19 protein-coding genes are annotated in these 16,496 nt (G+C 71.2%); 17 read left to right on the top strand and 2 right to left on the bottom strand.

Features of this window, described 5'->3' with window-relative positions; translation table 11 throughout:
• The 5 genes from BJY17_RS10945 (at position 1) to BJY17_RS10925 (ending at position 4,210) form a co-directional block, all read left to right on the top strand.
• Complete coding sequence (locus BJY17_RS10945; protein ID WP_179551371.1) at positions 1-360, top strand: GntR family transcriptional regulator; 360 nt, start codon at positions 1-3, stop codon at positions 358-360.
• The gene (locus BJY17_RS10940) at positions 357-1,262 is read left to right on the top strand and encodes an ABC transporter ATP-binding protein (RefSeq protein WP_179551370.1); all 906 of its coding nucleotides are present in this window, start codon (positions 357-359) and stop codon (positions 1,260-1,262) included. The genes BJY17_RS10945 and BJY17_RS10940 overlap by 4 nt, the downstream gene beginning before the upstream one ends.
• On the top strand, positions 1,259-2,029 hold the full coding sequence (locus tag BJY17_RS10935) for a hypothetical protein (protein ID WP_179551369.1): 771 nt from the start codon (positions 1,259-1,261) through the stop codon (positions 2,027-2,029). Before BJY17_RS10940 ends, BJY17_RS10935 begins: the two co-directional genes overlap by 4 nt.
• A 163-nt stretch (positions 2,030-2,192) precedes the next feature.
• Complete coding sequence (locus BJY17_RS10930) at positions 2,193-2,894, top strand: ABC transporter ATP-binding protein (protein ID WP_179551368.1); 702 nt, start codon at positions 2,193-2,195, stop codon at positions 2,892-2,894.
• Positions 2,891-4,210 carry an FtsX-like permease family protein gene (locus BJY17_RS10925; protein WP_179551367.1) on the top strand — a complete coding sequence of 440 codons (1,320 nt, stop codon included), beginning with the start codon at positions 2,891-2,893 and terminating at the stop codon, positions 4,208-4,210. The genes BJY17_RS10930 and BJY17_RS10925 overlap by 4 nt, the downstream gene beginning before the upstream one ends.
• Before the next feature lie 110 nt (positions 4,211-4,320).
• Here the strand turns inward: BJY17_RS10925 and BJY17_RS10920 are convergent, their stop codons facing one another.
• On the bottom strand, positions 4,321-4,797 hold the full coding sequence (locus BJY17_RS10920) for a hypothetical protein (RefSeq protein ID WP_179551366.1): 477 nt from the start codon (positions 4,795-4,797) through the stop codon (positions 4,321-4,323).
• A 184-nt stretch (positions 4,798-4,981) separates the two neighbouring features.
• Here BJY17_RS10920 and BJY17_RS10915 point away from each other — a divergent pair, with 184 nt between their 5' ends.
• The 6 genes from BJY17_RS10915 to BJY17_RS10890 all read left to right on the top strand — a co-directional run bounded on the left by BJY17_RS10915 (position 4,982) and on the right by BJY17_RS10890 (position 8,799).
• Complete coding sequence (locus BJY17_RS10915) at positions 4,982-5,641, top strand: DUF998 domain-containing protein (RefSeq protein ID WP_179551365.1); 660 nt, start codon at positions 4,982-4,984, stop codon at positions 5,639-5,641.
• Positions 5,642-5,706: 65 nt separating this feature from the next.
• A complete protein-coding gene (locus tag BJY17_RS10910; RefSeq protein ID WP_179551364.1) occupies positions 5,707-6,075 on the top strand; it encodes a YciI family protein in 369 nt (122 codons plus the stop codon).
• On the top strand, positions 6,075-7,340 hold the full coding sequence (locus BJY17_RS10905; RefSeq protein WP_179551363.1) for an RNA polymerase sigma factor: 1,266 nt from the start codon (positions 6,075-6,077) through the stop codon (positions 7,338-7,340). The genes BJY17_RS10910 and BJY17_RS10905 overlap by 1 nt, the downstream gene beginning before the upstream one ends.
• On the top strand, positions 7,333-7,674 hold the full coding sequence (locus BJY17_RS10900) for a chorismate mutase (protein WP_179551362.1): 342 nt from the start codon (positions 7,333-7,335) through the stop codon (positions 7,672-7,674). Before BJY17_RS10905 ends, BJY17_RS10900 begins: the two co-directional genes overlap by 8 nt.
• A gap of 10 nt (positions 7,675-7,684) precedes the next feature.
• Positions 7,685-8,608 (top strand): SDR family NAD(P)-dependent oxidoreductase, encoded by a 924-nt coding sequence (locus BJY17_RS10895; RefSeq protein WP_322789814.1) that lies wholly within the window; start codon positions 7,685-7,687, stop codon positions 8,606-8,608.
• Complete coding sequence (locus tag BJY17_RS10890) at positions 8,605-8,799, top strand: hypothetical protein (RefSeq protein WP_179551361.1); 195 nt, start codon at positions 8,605-8,607, stop codon at positions 8,797-8,799. Before BJY17_RS10895 ends, BJY17_RS10890 begins: the two co-directional genes overlap by 4 nt.
• Before the next feature lie 22 nt (positions 8,800-8,821).
• Here the strand turns inward: BJY17_RS10890 and BJY17_RS10885 are convergent, their stop codons facing one another.
• Positions 8,822-9,349, bottom strand: coding sequence for an OsmC family protein (locus BJY17_RS10885; protein WP_179551360.1), 528 nt, complete (start codon positions 9,347-9,349; stop codon positions 8,822-8,824).
• A 234-nt stretch (positions 9,350-9,583) separates the two neighbouring features.
• Between BJY17_RS10885 and BJY17_RS10880 the strand changes: the two genes are divergently transcribed.
• The 6 genes from BJY17_RS10880 to BJY17_RS10855 are packed head-to-tail and all read left to right on the top strand — an operon-like array spanning position 9,584 to position 16,447.
• Positions 9,584-10,510 carry a phosphate/phosphite/phosphonate ABC transporter substrate-binding protein gene (locus tag BJY17_RS10880; protein WP_179551359.1) on the top strand — a complete coding sequence of 309 codons (927 nt, stop codon included), beginning with the start codon at positions 9,584-9,586 and terminating at the stop codon, positions 10,508-10,510.
• Positions 10,511-10,566: 56 nt separating this feature from the next.
• Entirely contained in the window at positions 10,567-11,436 is an 870-nt protein-coding gene (gene phnC / locus BJY17_RS10875) for a phosphonate ABC transporter ATP-binding protein (protein WP_179551358.1), read from the top strand.
• Entirely contained in the window at positions 11,433-13,190 is a 1,758-nt protein-coding gene (gene phnE / locus BJY17_RS10870; protein ID WP_179551357.1) for a phosphonate ABC transporter, permease protein PhnE, read from the top strand. The genes phnC and phnE overlap by 4 nt, the downstream gene beginning before the upstream one ends.
• Positions 13,187-14,419: a TIGR03364 family FAD-dependent oxidoreductase gene (locus tag BJY17_RS10865; RefSeq protein ID WP_179551356.1), complete on the top strand. Its 1,233-nt coding sequence runs from the start codon at positions 13,187-13,189 to the stop codon at positions 14,417-14,419. The genes phnE and BJY17_RS10865 overlap by 4 nt, the downstream gene beginning before the upstream one ends.
• Positions 14,416-15,279 carry a phosphonatase-like hydrolase gene (locus BJY17_RS10860; protein WP_179551355.1) on the top strand — a complete coding sequence of 288 codons (864 nt, stop codon included), beginning with the start codon at positions 14,416-14,418 and terminating at the stop codon, positions 15,277-15,279. The genes BJY17_RS10865 and BJY17_RS10860 overlap by 4 nt, the downstream gene beginning before the upstream one ends.
• 4 nt (positions 15,280-15,283) lie before the next feature.
• Positions 15,284-16,447 carry an alcohol dehydrogenase catalytic domain-containing protein gene (locus BJY17_RS10855; RefSeq protein WP_179551354.1) on the top strand — a complete coding sequence of 388 codons (1,164 nt, stop codon included), beginning with the start codon at positions 15,284-15,286 and terminating at the stop codon, positions 16,445-16,447.
• Positions 16,448-16,496: the final 49 nt, after the last annotated feature.

Here is a 16,496-nt window from a genome sequence, read left to right as displayed (position 1 = left end):
ATGGACGAATCGCGTCCGATCTTCATCCAGATCGCAGAACAGATCGAGAACGACATCATCGAGGGCACGCTGCCGGAAGGCGGCCAGATCCCCTCGACGAACGAGTTCGCGGCGTTCCTGCGCGTCAACCCGGCCACCGCACTGAAGGGGGTGACCCGCCTTGTCGACGACGGCATCGTGGAGAAGCGAAGGGGCATCGGCATGTTCGTGACCATCGGTGCCCGCGAACGGCTCATCGAGCGCCGGCGGGCGGGCTTCGCCGCTGAATTCCTCAGACCACTCATCATCGAGGCCGAGAAGCTCGGCATCGGCATCGACGAACTCGCGGGCATGCTCCGCGCGGAAAGGATCCAATCATGACCCGCACAGTGGTGCACGCCACCGGGCTCACCAAGCGCTACGGCTCGTTCACGGCCGTCGACGCAGTCGACTTCACGCTGGAGGAGAACCGCATCTACGGCCTGCTCGGGCGCAACGGCGCGGGCAAGACCACGATCATGCAGCTGCTGACCGGCCAGCTCTTCGCGAATGCCGGGCGCCTCGAGGTCTTCGGCCGCGAGCCCGCCGAGCACGCCGACGTGCTGCGTCGCATGTGCTTCATCGCGGAGTCGCAGCGCTACCCCGAGGACTTCACGCCGGCGCACGTCTTCACGGCCGCCCCCTGGTTCTTCGAGAACTGGGATGCCGCGTTCGCCGAGCAGCTCGTCGCCGACTTCCGACTGCCGGTGAAGCGTCGCATCAAGAAGCTCTCGCGCGGGCAGCTCTCGGCCGTCGGCGTCATCGTGGGCCTCGCGAGCCGCGCACCGCTGACGTTCTTCGACGAGCCCTACCTCGGGCTCGACGCGGTCGCCCGGCACATCTTCTACGACCGCCTGCTCGAGGACTACGTCGCACACCCTCGCACCGTCGTGCTCTCGACCCATCTGATCGACGAGGTCGCGAACCTGCTCGAACACGTGATCCTCATCGACCAGGGGCGGATCCTCCTCGACAGCGACGCCGACGAGGTTCGCGGCTCGGCGACCACCGTCGCCGGCCCGCGCAACGTCGTCGAGTCCTTCGTCGCCGACCGGCCCGTCATCGGGCGGGAAGGCCTCGGCGGACTGGCATCCGTCACGATCGACGGCCGTCTCGACCAGCGCGACCGCATCCAGGCGGCCGAGCTCGGCCTCGAGCTCGCACCCGTCTCGCTCCAGCAGCTCATCGTCCACTTGACCGGCACCGACCTCGCCGGTTCGACCGAACAGGAGAACGCAGCATGACCGCCGTAGCGACCGCACCCGTCGTGCGCACCGAAGCCCGCTCGCGGGCCCACGAGATCTGGCGCATCGTGCGCCTGCACGCCGTCAACCCGTGGATCTTCTTCGGCATCCCGTGGATCATCATCGGCGCCGCGTGGGCGATCTCCGTCATCATCACCCTCATCATCAGGGCGGGTTCCGGCGGCGCCGTGACCACCGAAGACCTCGACAACATGCGCTACAGCTGGGCGGTGCTCTCGCCGCAGTGGTACCTCGTCGTGGTCGGCGTGCAGGCGATCGGACTCACCTTCTCGTTCGCCCTCGGCTTCGGCACGACGCGCCGGGACTTCTGGGTCGGCACGAGCGTCATGTTCGTGCTCGTCTCGGTCATGTACGCCGTCGCGATCGCGACGCTCGTGCAGCTCGAGATCGCCACCGGCGGCTGGTGGCTCGGCACGCACATGTTCGACGCGCTCTGGTACGGCCAGAGCTGGATCGTCGACTTCTACACGAGCTTCGCGCTGCAGCTCCTCGTGCTCTTCATCGGTGCGAGCGTGACGACCGTGTACATGCGGTGGCGCATCCCCGGCATGCTGATCCTGCTGTTCAGCGTGATCGCACTGCTGCTCGTCGCGATTGCGGTGCTCACCCTCAACGGCTCGTGGCCCGCGGTGTTCGCGTGGTTCGGCAGCATCGGCATCGTCGGGGTCTTCAGCGTGGTGCTGGCGCTCGCAGCCGTCTCCGCCATCATCGGATTCTTCGTGATCCGGTGGGCCACGCCCCGCTGATCGAACGGGCTTCAGGCCGCGGCGCGGCATCCGGTGGGGGTCGGATGCCGCGCCGCATCCGTCTGCCCGGCGGGCGCCGTCATCCGGGAGGATGACGCGGAGACGCGCGAATACGGCGCGCGACCGACGCGCTGCCCCGGCCCGCCCCGGCAGGCTCGAGGGTATGAGTTCCTTCGTGATCGAGGCATCCGGCCTCAGCAAGTCGTTCGGCCAGACGCACGCCCTCGCGGGTGTCGACCTCCAGGTGCGCACCGGGGAGGCGATCGCCATCATGGGCGCCTCCGGCTCGGGCAAGACGACCCTGCTGCACTGCCTCGCGGGCATCACCCGCCCCGACGCGGGCGCGGTCGGCTTCCAGTCGGGCGCGGGGCGCGTCGAGGTCACGGCGCTCAGCGAGCGCGAGCGCTCGCGGCTGCGCAGGGAGGCGTACGGCTTCGTCTTCCAGCAGGGGCTGCTGATCCCCGAGCTCACCGCGGTCGAGAACGTCGCGCTCGCGCTCATGCTGAACGGCATGCCGCGTGCCCGCGCCGAGGAGTACGGGCGCGGATGGCTCGCCGCCCTCGGTCTCGCCGGCATGGAGGACCGCCGCATCGGCCAGCTCTCGGGGGGCCAGGCGCAGCGCGTCGCGATCGCGCGGGCGCAGGTCACCGGGGCATCCGTCGTCTTCGCCGACGAGCCGACCGGCGCCCTCGACTCGGCCACCTCGGCCGAGGTGATGCAGGCGCTGCTCGACTCGACGACCGGTCAGGGCCGCACCCTCGTCGTCGTCACGCACGACGCGGAGGTCGCCGGCAGGTGCTCGCGCATCGTGGACATGCGTGACGGCCGCATCGTCGGCGAGCGGGTGCCCGGGGTGACCGCGTGATCGCCCGCGTCGCGTGGCTGCTCGCCCGCCCGGGCAGCGCCGGTGCCGCGGCGAGCGTCCTGCCCGTGACCGCCTTCGCGATCGTCACCGCGCTGCTCCTCGTCGTGCTCGGCGGCGCCCAGTCGTTCTGGACCTGGAGCGACGACATCGGCGTGACCTATCAGGCGCTCGCCGTCATCGCCCTCGTGCTGCTCGTGGTGCCGCTGGCCTCGCTCGGCGGCGCAGCCGCCCGTCTCTCCGCACGGCGGCGCGACGACCGGCTCGCGACGCTGCGGCTCCTCGGCGCGACGCCTGCGACGGTGTCGGCGCTGGCCGTGATCGAGTCGGTCGTGCTCGCTGCGGTCGGCGCGCTCATCGGCGTGGTGCTGTACTTCCTGCTCGTGCCGCTCGTCGCGCTCATCCCGTTCCGGGGCGAGCCGCTCGGCATCGACGGCGTGCTGCTCGGACTGCCCGCGCTCGCCGCGGTGTTCGCGGGCGTCGTGCTCCTCGCTGCGGCGAGCGCCGTGCTCGGCCTCCGCCAGGTCGTCATCTCGCCGCTCGGCGTGCGCACGAAGCAGGACGCCCCGAAGCTGCACTGGCTGCGCATCGTCATCGGCGTCGCGGTCATCGCGCTCGCGTTCCTCATGATGGCCGTGCTGCAGGTGGCGGGTTCGGTGCTCGTCATCCTCGCGATGCTCGGGCTCGCGTTCGGCGGCACCATCGCCGTGCTGAACCTCATCGGCCCGTGGGTGATCCGCCTCGTCGCGCAGTCGCAGGCGCGACGCGCGAAGACACCGGCGCGACTCCTCGCGGCACGCTCGGTGCTCGAGTCGCCGAAGGCGGCCTGGCGGCAGGTCTCGGGTGTTGCCATGACGAGCTTCATGGCCGTGTTCGCGGGCACCGGCATCGCCCTGCTCGGCTCGTTCGGCGAGGCCGGTGACACCCAGTCGATGCAGCTCTTCGCCGACATCCGCACCGGCATCCTCATCACGGTGATCGGTTCGTTCCTCATGGTCGCGAGCTCGGTCGGCGTGAACCAGGCAGCAGGCATCCTCGACCGCGGCGAGCTGTACCGCTCGCTCGACATGCTCGGCATGCCGACGCCGACGATGGACTCGGCTCGTCGCCGAGCGGTCATGTCGCCGCTGCGCATCACCGCGATCGGCTCCGCGGTCACCGCGGCCGTCGTGATGCTGCCCCTCACGGGTGCGGCGATCATCGTCGCGCCGCTCTCGCTCGCGGTCATCGCCGGCGTGCTCGCGGCCGGCATCGGGGTCGTGTGGCTCGGGCTGCTCGCGACGAAGCCGATGCTCGAGCGGGCGGCGGCGGGCGCCTGAGCCCCGCCGGCCGAGCCCTGTGCGGTTGAGTCTGTGCGGGTTGAGCCTGTGCGGGTTGAGCCTGTCGAAACCCCGGGATGAGTTTCGACAGGCTCCACCCGCAGGGGCGATCAGGCTCGCGTCATCGTCGACGGGTAGCCGCCGTCGCCCGGGTACACCCAGGCGCCGTCGACGACCCGGTCGTCGGCGCCGAAGGTGCCCTGGAAGTAGGCGGGTCCTCCCTTCGCGCCGCCCCAGATCGTGAGCACGTCGCCGACGAGTTCGTAGACGTAGTCGAGCGTGTTGCCCGCCGAATCGTAGAAACGCGAGACGATATCGGCGCCCGCGGGCTCGCCGAACGGGTGCAGGTGACCGATCACCTCGAGGCCCGTGATCGGCTGCCCGAACTGGGTGAGTTCGACGTGCTGCAGCAGGAAATGGCCGCCCGCCATCCACTCGTAGCGCACGGTGCCCTCTGCGCCACCGGTCAGGACCCAGGTGCCGACCAGTCGGTCGAGCGCTCGCACCTCGGGCGAGGGCTCCTGCTGCTCGCCGAGGCCGAAGGCGTCGATGTCGCTCGTGTCGGGGATCGCGGTGTCGTCGTTCATGGTGGTTCCTCTCGTTTCGCGGCGCATCGGTCTGCGCCGTCACGGATACCTCGGAGCCGGCGGTCCGGCCTTGACATCCGAGCGGGAGATCCTCCCCGAATGAATCTCCTCGGCGATGTCAATGCGGTGTCGTCGGCTCCGAGGTAGCGGTACAGGAACGATTCCGAACCCATGGGAGGACACCATGACCGCACACCTCGATCACCAGGCACGCATCGAGCCGCCGACCGGCGCTCGCCGCGAGTCGACTCGCCGCCTCGCCGTGGCCGCTGCGCTCGCCGGGCCGCTCTTCTACGCCTCGGCGATCATCCAGATGCTCACGCGCTCCGGCTTCGACCTGCGCGTGCATCCCATCAGCCAGCTCTCCACCGGGTCCCTCGGGTGGATCCAGATCGCGACATTCGTGCTCACGGGCCTCGGCGTGATCGCGCTCGCGATCGTGCACCGCAGGGTCGTCGTCGAGGGGCTGGGGCGGCGTGCCGCGCCGCTCCTCATCGGCGTCTTCGGCGCCGGGCTCGTCGCGGCCGGGTGCTTCACGATGGATCCGCAGCTCGGCTTCCCGCTCGGAGCGCCGCAGGGCGTCGTGCCGATGTCGTGGCACTCGGTCGTGCACTCGGCGGCCGCCGCGATCGCGTTCACCGCGCTCGCGGTCGCCTGCATCGTGCTGCTCGTGCGCGACATCCGTCGCCGCGCCGTCTGGCCCGCCATCGGCAACGGCGTGACCGCCCTGGTGCTGCTATTGCCCGTCACTCCCGAGAGTGCGAGCGTGCAGGTCGCGCTCACCGGCGTCGTCGCCTTCACCTGGACGACGGTGGTCGCGCTGAGACTCCGACGGGCCGCGTGACCCCTCGATCCCCATCATCGATTCGAATAGCGTGGCGTCGACCGCGCCGTCTGGAAGGACACATCATGAAGTTCCTCGTGCTGAGCTACACCCCGGCCGCGAGCTGGGATGCGGCGACCGCCGATGCCCCGACCGAGGAGGCGCTCGCCGCGTTCGCGATCTACCAGCAGTTCGAGACCGAACTGCGGGCGACCGGTGAGTTCGTCACGAGCGAGGGCCTCGGGCATCCCGCCGTCACCACCACGGTGCGGAAGACCGAGTCCGGCGTCGTCGCCACGGACGGGCCGTTCGCCGAGCTGAAGGAGGTGCTCGCGAGCTTCGCCGTCATCGACGTCGCGAGCCTCGAACGGGCCCGCGACATCGTCAGCCGAATGGTCGAGATGCTCGGCGAGCCGATGGAGATCCGCCCGATCATGGGCGACGACTTCGCCTGATGGCACGCGACCGGGAGGTCGAGCACCTGCTGCGCTCCGAGGCGCCGCAGGTGCTCGGCGCGATCGTGCGACGATTCGGCCGCTTCGACGTGGCCGAGGACGCCGTGCAGGAGGCGCTCATCGCCGCGAGCCGGCAGTGGCCGGTCGACGGCGTTCCCGACGAACCACGCAGCTGGCTCATCCGCGTCGCCTATCGCAGGATGATCGACCTGCTCCGCTCCGAGCAGGCGGCGCATCGCCGTGAAGCGGAGGCTGCGGCATCCGACCCCTCGCTCGTCGACCCGACCGCGCCGGGGCCCACGGTCGTCGATCACGACGACAGCCTGCACCTGCTCGTGCTGTGCTGTCACCCGGCGCTCAGCGCGGCCTCGCAGATCGCGCTGACGCTGCGTGCCGTCGGCGGCCTCACGACGGCGGAGATCGCACACGCCTACGGCGTCTCCGAAGCGACCATGGCGGTGCGCATCAGTCGCGCCAAGCAGCAGCTGAAGCGGGCCGGCGCCCGGTTCGAGCTGCCGCCCGACGGGGACCGCCGCGCCCGCATCGAGGCGGTCATGCGCGTGCTCTACCTCATCTTCAACGAGGGGTACACGGTCAGCGCGGGTGACGAGCTCGGTCGTCGCGACCTCGCCGAGGAGGCGATCCGCCTGACCCGGATGCTGCAGCGCATGCTGCCGGGGGAGGCCGAGCCCGAGGGGCTCACGGCACTGATGCTGCTCACCGAGGCCAGACGGGCGGCTCGTACGGGGGCGTCGGGCGAGCTCGTGCCCTTGGCCGACCAGGATCGCGGGCGATGGGACGCGGAGATGCTCGCCGAGGGGAAGGCACTCATCGAGCGCGCGTGGCGCCGCCGCCGCGTCGGCACCTATCAGTTGCAGGCCGCGATCGCCGCCGTGCACGTCGAGGCCGCTTCGGACGACGCGACCGACTGGCCGCAGATCGCCGCGCTCTACCTCGGGCTCGAACAACTCGAACCCACGGCCCCGGTGCGCCTCTCCCGGGTCGTCGCCGTCGCGCACGCCTACGGTGCGCAACGAGGCCTCGCCCTCCTCGACGATCTCGATCGAACGCACGGACTCTCGGAGGATCCGCTCGTGAGCGTCAGGGTGCGCGCGGTTCGCGCCCACCTCCTGGGGCGCTCCGGTGCGCACGCGCTCGCCGGGGAGGAATTCAGGGCGGCCGCGGCGATGACCGGCAACCTCATCGAGCAGCAGTACCTGGAAGACCGCGCCGTGCGGATGGAAGTACGCTCGAAGCATGAGTGACGGGTCCTTCGACGAACGTGATGCTGCCATGAGCGAGCTGCTCGGCATCCGATCCAGCATCGACAACATCGACGCGGCACTCATCCACCTGCTCGCCGAACGCTTCAAGTTCACCCAGCAGGTCGGCCGGCTGAAGGCGACGCACGGGCTGCCGCCGAGCGACCCCGACCGCGAGCGGCGCCAGATCGCCCGGCTCCGCAATCTCGCGATCGACGCGCACCTCGACCCGGCGTTCGCCGAGAAGTGGTTCAACTTCGTCGTCGCCGAAGTGATCCAGCACCACGAAGAGCTCGCCAATGGCGCGGCCGCTTCGGGCGCCGCCGACGAGCTGTGAGCCCCGGGCAGTGAGCTGGTACCCGGCGGCCATGCCGTCGCAGGCGGGCAAGCGCTACCTCGTGACCGGCGCAAATGCCGGCATCGGGTTCTTCACGGCGGCTCGGCTCGCCGGGGCGGGTGCGCACGTCGTGCTCGCCGGGCGCAGCCCGGAGCGGCTCGAGGCGGCGATGGCCGCGATCCGCGGCGCGCGCCCCGAGGCATCCGTCGAACCGCTCGTCATCGACGTCGCCTCGCTCGCCTCGGTGCGCGCCGGCGCCGCTCGCCTGCTGCACCGCCCGTCGTTCGACGGCGTGGTGGCCAACGCGGGCATGGTGCACACGCCGGCCACCCGGCTCGAGTCACCCGACGGCAACGAGCTCGTGCTCGCGACGAACGTGCTCGGTCACTTCGCACTGCTCGAGCAGTTGCTGGGGCACCTCGCACCGGGCGCGCGCATCGTCACGCTCGGCTCGTTGTCGAGCCGGCTCTCGACGTTCCGCATCGACGACCTGCAGCAGCTCGAGCACGGCTACGACTCCTGGCGGGCCTACGCGCAGTCGAAGATCGCCACGCAGGTGTTCGCATTCGAGCTCGACCGACGGCTTCGAGCAGCGGATGCCCCGGTCGCGAGCATCGTCGCCCACCCCGGTTATTCGACCGGCGGCAGAACGCCGCGCGTACCGGGCGTCAACGAGCCGTCGACCGCGAAGCGATTCCGCGACGCGCTGCAGGCGGCGTGGGCGCAGGGCAAGCATCGCGGCGCCGAGGTGCCGTTGCACGCACTCACCGCGCCCGGCGTCGAGGGTGGCCAGTTCTGGGGACCGCGCTGGACGACGAAGGGCCCGCCCGCCCTGCAGACCCCCACGCGCACGTCGACGGATGCCGCGATCGGCGCCCGCTTCTGGGCCTTCGCCGAAGACGCCACCCGCACGACGTTCACCGTCGGCGCATGAGCGAGCCCGCCGAGCAGCCTCGGTTCTTCGCCCGGCCGAAGGTCCGCCGCATCCTGTCGCGCATCGTGGTCGCCGTCGGCATCGTGCTGGCCGTGATCGGCGTCGTCTCGGGCCGCTACGGGTGGCTCTTCGCAGGCATCATCGTCGTCGGCCTCGGTGCCGCGATGGGGCCGGGGCGCATCCGCCGCTGAAACGAACGCGCTTCGCGAGCGATCAGCCGAGCACCACGGTCGTCGGCACCGGGTTCGCGAAGAGGTCGAGCACCGGGCAGTGCGCGTCGACGGTCTCGCGGAGGGCCTCATAGCGTTCGGAGCTCTCGGGGCCGTGGAGCTTCACGGTGAGCCGCACCTGGTTGAAGCCGGCCCGCACCGACTCGTCGATGCCGAACAGCTTGCGCGCGTCGAGGTCGCCCTCGGCCGTGATCTCGATGTCGTCGAGCTGGATGCCGAGTGCGCCGGCGTACAGCCGGTAGACCACGATCTGACACGAGATGAGCGCGCCGAGGGCGTACTCCACCGGACTCGCGGCGACATCGTCGCCGGCGAGCTCGAAGCGGTGGCGTCCGGCGGTGATCGCGCTCGCGACGGCACCGGTGCCCCGGCCCGTGACGGTGTAGGTGAGGTGGGCGGCATCGGGGCTGCGCTCGATGCGGTCGGCCCAGGCTGCGCCGGCTGCGGCGAGTCGCTCCGCGCGCTCGGCGGGTGGGAAGGCGGTCGTGGTGGTGTCGTCGAGGAGGGTCATGCCCGCACGATATGGGGCGGCGGAGGTCGGCTGCTCGCAGCCGCGTCACCGGGCGCAACGCATCGTCACACGGCGAAGAGTCGCAAGCGGTTGCGACCCGCCCGAGAACGCCGTTCGCGGTTCACCTTCCGGTAACCACGCCGCCGCCCGGCGTTGGACAGGGCTGCCTACGTTGGGGCAACGGAACACACAGCATGCGCCTGCACCGGGCGCAGCGGTCACGAAAGGTTTCCGATGAAGCTCAACACCAAGGCCTGGCCCGCGATCGCCGCAGCGGCCCTGCTCACCGTCGGCCTCGCCGCCTGTTCGTCGCCCTCCGCGGCCGACGACGCCGAAGCGGATGCCTCGGGCGCGAAGTTCGCCGTCGACGAGAACACGCTCGTCTTCGGCGTGGTGCCCGACTCGGTCGACACCGAGACGAACTACCAGCCGCTCATGGACTACATCGCGCAGGAGACCGGCAAGACGGTCGAGTACCACGAGTCCACCGACTACGCCGCGCTCATCGAGGCCGCCGTCGCAGGCAAGATCGACGTCGCCTCCTTCTCGGGCTTCACCTATGTGACCGCGACGAACAACGGTGCCGCCCTCACCCCGATCTCGTCGATCATCACCGAAGAGGGCCAGGAGCCCGGCTACTTCTCGCAGGCGATCGTGCCCAAGGGCAGCGCCGTCACCGACCTCGCCGGCTTCGAGGGCAAGAAGGTCTGCTTCGTCGACCCGTCGTCGACCTCGGGCTACCTGTTCCCGAGCTACAACCTGCTGAACGAGGGCATCGACCCCGAGACCGACGTCACCCCGGTGTTCGCGGGCAAGCACGACGTCTCGGTCACCAAGACCGGTGAGGGCGTCGAGTGCGAGGCCGGCTTCGCCGAGGACAGCGAGGTCGCCAAGAGCGACAAGGTCGAGGTCGTCGCGGAGACCATGGTCCCCGGTGCTCCGATCGTGCTCTCGAACACGCTTCCCGAAGAGCTGCAGACCCAGCTGACCGACATCCTCGGCGAGGTCACGATCGACGAGATCATCGCCGCCGGCATCGACAGCGCCGACAGCGATGCGTTCCGCAGCGTCTTCTTCGCCACCTCGCCGGTGGACGACGCGTACTACGACACCATCCGCGACATCTGCGAGCAGACCAACGCGGAGCAGTGCCAGGGCTGACGCCTTCGCACTGTACACGCTCGAGAACGCACGGAACACGGAACACGGAGCACCGAATGAGCACGCCAGTCGACAACGGGGATGCAGCCGTCATCGAGGTCACCGGACTCACCAAGGAGTTCGGCCGCACCGTGGCGCTGCAAGGGGCGTCGCTCACGGTCGCGCGGGGGGAGATCGTGGTGCTCCTCGGGCTCTCGGGGTCGGGCAAGTCGACGCTGCTCCGGCACCTCGACGGCCTCGAGACCCCGACCGCGGGTTCCGTGCGAGTGCTCGGCCAGGAGGTGCCGCGCCTCACGGGGCGGCGCCTCCGGGCCCTGCGCAGCCGCTTGGGCTTCGTCTTCCAGCAGTTCGACCTCGTGCCCTCGCTCACCGTGCTCGAGAACGTGCTGACCGGCGCGCTCTCGGAGCTGCGCGGGCCGCGCATCGGGCTGTGGAGCTACCCGCGGCGCCTGAAGCTCACGGCGCTCGCCCACCTCGACCGGGTGGGCCTGCTCGACCGGGCCTACCAGCGCGCCGACACCCTCTCGGGCGGCCAGCAGCAGCGCGTCGCCATCGCACGCGCCCTCATGCAAGGCCCCGAGATCCTCCTCGCCGACGAGCCCGTCGCCTCCCTCGACCCCGAGTCGAGCGAACAGGTCATGTCGCTCATCCGCGAGATCGCGATGGACGCGGGCCTCACCGTCGTCTGCAGCCTCCACCAGGTCGACCTCGCGCTCTCGTGGGGCGACCGCATCGTCGGCCTCCGCCACGGCGAGGTCGTGCTCGACACCCCAGCCGAGGGACTCTCCAAGGCCGAGGTCATGGAGATCTACGGCCGGGTCGCCACCTCGACCACCGAACTCGAGGCGATCGAGGTCGAACTCGCGGATGCCGCGGCCGATGCCGCGTCCGAGACCCGCCTCGCCGACGGCGCGCTGCGCTCATGAGTCTCGCCACCGCCACGCCGCCGGCCCCGTCGGCGCCGCCGCCCGCACCGTCGCCCTCGGTCGCCGAACGCGCGCCCCGCCGCCGCGTCTCGCCGGAGCGCATCGCCGCGACCCTGACGCTCGGCGCGATCATCGTGGCATCCGTCATCGCCCTCGCCGACTCGGGCATCTCGATCCCGAGCATGATCGAGAGCTGGGGCAACGCCGAGCGGTTCTTCGCCCGCGTCGGCACCATCACCTTCCCCGAGACTGGGGAGCTCCTCTACCTGACCGCCCTCACGATCGGCCTCGTGCTCTGCGGCACGCTGCTCGCCGCGGTCATCTCGGTGCCGGTCGCCTACCTCGCGGCGTCGAACACGACGCCGGGCCGGGGCTGGCAGGCCTTCGGGCGTTTCGTCACGGTGCTCACTCGTGCGATCCCCGACGTCGTGCTCGCGATGGTCTTCGTGCTCATGTTCTCGCTCGGGTCGCTCCCGGGCATCCTCGCGATCGGCATCCACTCGGTCGGCATGATCTCCAAGCTCTTCGCCGACGCGATCGAGCAGATCGACGAGGGGCCTCGCCTCGCGATCCGCGCCGCGGGCGGCTCGAAGCTGCAGGAGTTCACGAGCGGCATCCTGCCACAGGTGCTCCCGTCGTGGGTCGCGACCGTGCTGCACCGCAACGACATCAACCTGCGCGGCTCGGTCGTGCTCGGCTACGTCGGCGTCGTCGGCCTCGGCATGGAGATGTCGTTCGCGTTCAAGTCGCTGAACTACTCCGAGGGCCTCGGCATCGCGCTCGTGATGTTCGCGCTCTGCGTCGTCATGGAGATCGTCTCGAGCGTCGTGCGCCAGGCGATGCTCGGCGGCGCGCCGACGGGGCGCGGCCTGGGTGACCGGGTCGTGCGCCTCGCCGGTCGAGCCGGCGGGAAGCGCGGTGTCGAGACCACGCCGGTCGCTCGACCGGCGGTGTCGCACGACCTCGACGCGGCGCTCCGCCGCCCGTGGGACGCCGTACGGATCCGCAACGCCGTCTGGGGCTGGGTCGCACTCGCGGTCGTCGTCGGCAGCGTGCTCGTCTGCGACATCCAGTGGGGCGACCTCGTCACGTTCTGGGCGAAGGTCCCCGCGATCGCCGTGCAGTTCTGGCCGCCGAGCTTCGGCAACTACGACGCCGCCACGATGTTCGGCGCGATGGCGCAGACGATCGGCATCGCCCTCGCCGCGACCCTGCTCGCCTTCGTCGTCTCGGTGTTCGTCGGCTCGCTCGCCGCCCGCAACGTCGCCCCGAACGGCACGGTGCGCACCTCGATGCGGCTGCTGCTCGTCGTGATCCGCGGCATCCCCGAGGTGATCCTCGCGATCGTGCTCATCGTCATCACCGGCCTCGGCAGCCAGGCGGGTACGCTCGCCCTCGCGTTCGGCGGCGTCGGCCTGCTCGGCAAGCTCATCGCCGACTCGTTCGAAGAGGTGAAGCAGGGGCCCGAGCGCGCGCTCCGCGCCACCGGCGCGAGCCGCGGCCAGGTCTACGCCTCGGCGACGTTGCCGCAGGGCACTCGGGCGCTCATCGGCCACAGCTTCTACCTGCTCGACACGAACATCCGTGCGGCGACGATCCTCGGCATCGTGGGCGGCGGCGGCATCGGCTACTACCTGCTGAACGCCGGCCAGGGCTCGAATTACGCGGTCGTGACCGCGATCGTGCTGATGATCCTCGTCACGGTGCTGATCGTCGAGGGCATCGCGATGTGGATGCGGCGGGTGTTCCGATGAGCGCGGTGATCGGCGCGGCCGGCTTCGACGTCGCCGTGGTCGGCTCGGGCATCGTCGGCCTCGGCGCCGCACTCGCCGCGCACCGGCGGGGGCAGCGGGTCGTCGTGATCGAGCGGGGCAGCGAGCCCTCCGGGGCATCCGTGCGCAACTTCGGACACCTGTGCTTCACGCCGCAGGCCGGGCTCGCCCGCGAGTTCGCGCTCACCTCTCGTGAGCTGTGGCTCGGACTCGCCCTCGACGCCGGCGTGTGGCTGCGCGAGTCGGGCACCCTCGTGGCCGCCCGTCGCGACGATGAGTTCGCGGTGCTCCGCGACCTCGCTGCGACGCGCGGCGACGAGGTCGAGCTGCTCACGGCGGCCGAGGCCGAAGAGCGGATGCCGCTCGCCTCGGGCACGGCCGTCGGCGGCGCGTTCCTGCCGCTCGACCTGCAGGCGAACCCTCGCCAGGCCGTCATCGCACTCGCCGCGCACCTCGAACGGGAGGGCGTGGAATTCCGTCGCCGCACCACGGTCGGCGCCGTGCGGCCCGGCCGCGTCGAGACGAGCCGCGGCCCGATCGACGCCGGCCGCGTGATTGTCGCGGTGAACCACGACCTCGACCTGCTCTACCCCGAGCTCGCCGAGCGCCACGGCATCGTGCGGTGCTCGCTCGACATGATGCGGGTCTCCGCCGAACTGCGGATGCCGCTCGCCGCGCCGCTCCTCACCGGGTGGTCGCTCGTGCGCTACGGCGCCTTCTCGGCGACGCCGGCCGCAGCGGCGCTCCGCGAGCGACTGCACGCCGAGCGGCCCGACCTCGCAGCGCTCGACCTGAACCAGATGTACGCGCGGCTGCCCGACGGCACCCTCATCGTGGGCGACACCCACTCGCGCGGGGCCACCGTCGCGCCCTTCCAATCCGAGTTCGCCTTCGAGTCGATGCTCGGTGAGACCCGCGCGCTCTTCGGCGTCGAGGAGCTGCGCGTCGTCGAGCGCTGGCAGGGCGTCTACGCGAGCGGGCCCGACGACTTCCTCATCGAGGAGATCGAACCCGGCGTGCACCTCGCAAGCGCGACCACGGGCATCGGCATGACGACGGGCCTCGGGCTCGCCGAGCACGTCGTCGCCGGCTTCACCGGCGAACCACGATGCTCCGGCGGCTCGCAGATCTCCGGCGACTCGCGGATCTCCGGCGACGCGTCGGCCTTCGGCCCGGCACTCACGACCACCCTGCAGAAAGGCGCATCATGACCTCGAACACCACCACCGGCCTCTCCGCCGACGAACTCGCCGAGCGCGACGAACTGGTCGAGCAGACGGAGACCGGCGAGGTCGACCTCCGCGCGCTCTCGGCCGACCAGCTCGACGACCGACTCGACCGACTCGCGGAACTCGACGACGACGACTTCGACGACGACGACGAGGAATCCGGTGACATCGAGCTCATCGTGCTCGACATGGCCGGCACCACCGTCGCCGACGACGGGGTCGTCGAGCGGGCGTTCGCCCTGGCTGCCGAGCGCAGCGGCATCGCCACCGGCGAGGCCTTCGACGCCGCGCTGCAGTACGTGCGCGACACGATGGGGCAGTCGAAGATCGAGGTGTTCCGCGTGCTCGCCGATGGCGACGAAGCCGCCGCGCAGCGGGGCAACGCGGCCTTCGAGGGAGCGTACTCCGAGCTCGTCGCGAGCGAGGGCGTCGCCGAGATCGCCGGCGCGGCCGACGTCATCAGGGAACTGCGGGGCGCCGGGGCATCCGTCGTGCTCACGACCGGGTTCTCGCCCGAGACGCGCACCGCGATCATCGACGCGCTCGGCTGGCACGACCTCGCCGACCTGCTGCTGTCGCCGGCCGACGCCGGACGCGGTCGCCCGTACCCCGACCTGCCGCTCACGGCGTTGCTGCGCACGGGCGCGAGCGCGGTCGACGCGATGGTCGTCGTCGGCGACACCGTGAGCGATGTCGCATCGGGCGTCAACGCGGGCGCCGGGTTCGTGGTCGGCGTGCTGAGCGGCGCCCACGACCGCGAGGCACTCGAGGCCGCCGGCGCCGACGCCGTCATCGAGAACATCACCGAGCTGCCCGCGCTGCTCGGCCTCCGCGGCGAGTAGGGCGATGTCGATGCACACCGTCGTGCGGGTGGGCGACCTCGACGTGATCGTCAAGCCCTCACCGGTCGCCATGGTCTGGTACGAACCCGGCCGCCCGCACGAGGCGCTCGCGGCGCCCGGCGTGCGGCTCGCGCCCGGCGAGGCGCTCGTCGAGGTCGAGCTCGCGACCGTCTGCGGTTCCGACGTGCACACCGTCAGCGGCCACCGCTCGGCCCCCGCGCCGCTCGTGCTCGGGCACGAGCAGGTCGGCCGCGTCGTCGCCGTCGGCGACGGCGCCGTGCGGGCCGACGGGTCGCCGCTCGCGCTCGGCGACCGCGTCGTCTGGTCGGTCACCGTCAGCTGCGGCGACTGCGACCGGTGCCGCAGGGGGCTCGCCCAGAAGTGCCGCACGCTCGCCAAGTACGGACATGAGCGCGTGCACCGCGGCTGGGAGCTGTCGGGCGGATTCGCCACTCACGTGCAGTTGCGCGCCGGTACCGCGACGGTGCGTGTGAGCGAGACGCTGCCTGCAGCCATCGCCGCGCCCGCCTCCTGCGCGACGGCCACCGCGGTCGCCGCCCTCGACGCCGCTGCGGCGCGGGTCGAACTCGACGGAGCCCTCCTGCTCGTGACGGGGGCGGGCATGATCGGGCTGTCGGTCGCGGCAATGGCCGTCGAGGCGGGCGCCGAGGTCATCGTCGCGGACCCGGATGCCTCGCGGCGCGCGTTCGCCCGGCGGCTCGGCGCCGTCACGGTCGACCCGCTCGCCCGCGGCGCCGCGCCCGAACGCCTCGACGCCGTGCTCGCCCGCTTCGCGGAGCGCGGGCTCACCGAGGTGCTGGTGGCGATCGAAGCCTCGGGCACGGCGGCAGCGGTGCGCACCGTGCTCGACGTCATCGGGGTCGGCGGCGTCGCCGTGCTCGTCGGCAGCGTGTCGCCCGGGTCGGAGGTGAGCCTCGACCCCGAGACGATCGTGCGGCGCCTCGCCACCGTGACCGGTGTGCACAACTACACGGCGGTGCAGCTCGAGCGCGCGGTCGCGTTCCTCGAGCGGGCATGGCAGCAGCTGCCCTTCGAGGAGCTCGTGGGGGCGACGCATCCGCTCGCCGAACTCGACCTCGCGCTCGAGGAGGCCGCGACGGGACTGCACGTGCGCGTCGGCGTGGCGCCTGGTCGCCGTCTGATCTGATCCGAGATTCTGGGGCCGACGGGAGCCGGGGGACGTAGGCTGATCGAAC

Origin of the sequence: Agromyces hippuratus, from assembly GCF_013410355.1 — a bacterium.
Taxonomy (GTDB): Bacteria; Actinomycetota; Actinomycetes; order Actinomycetales; family Microbacteriaceae; genus Agromyces; species Agromyces hippuratus.
This window is presented reverse-complemented; position numbering and strand designations above follow the sequence as displayed.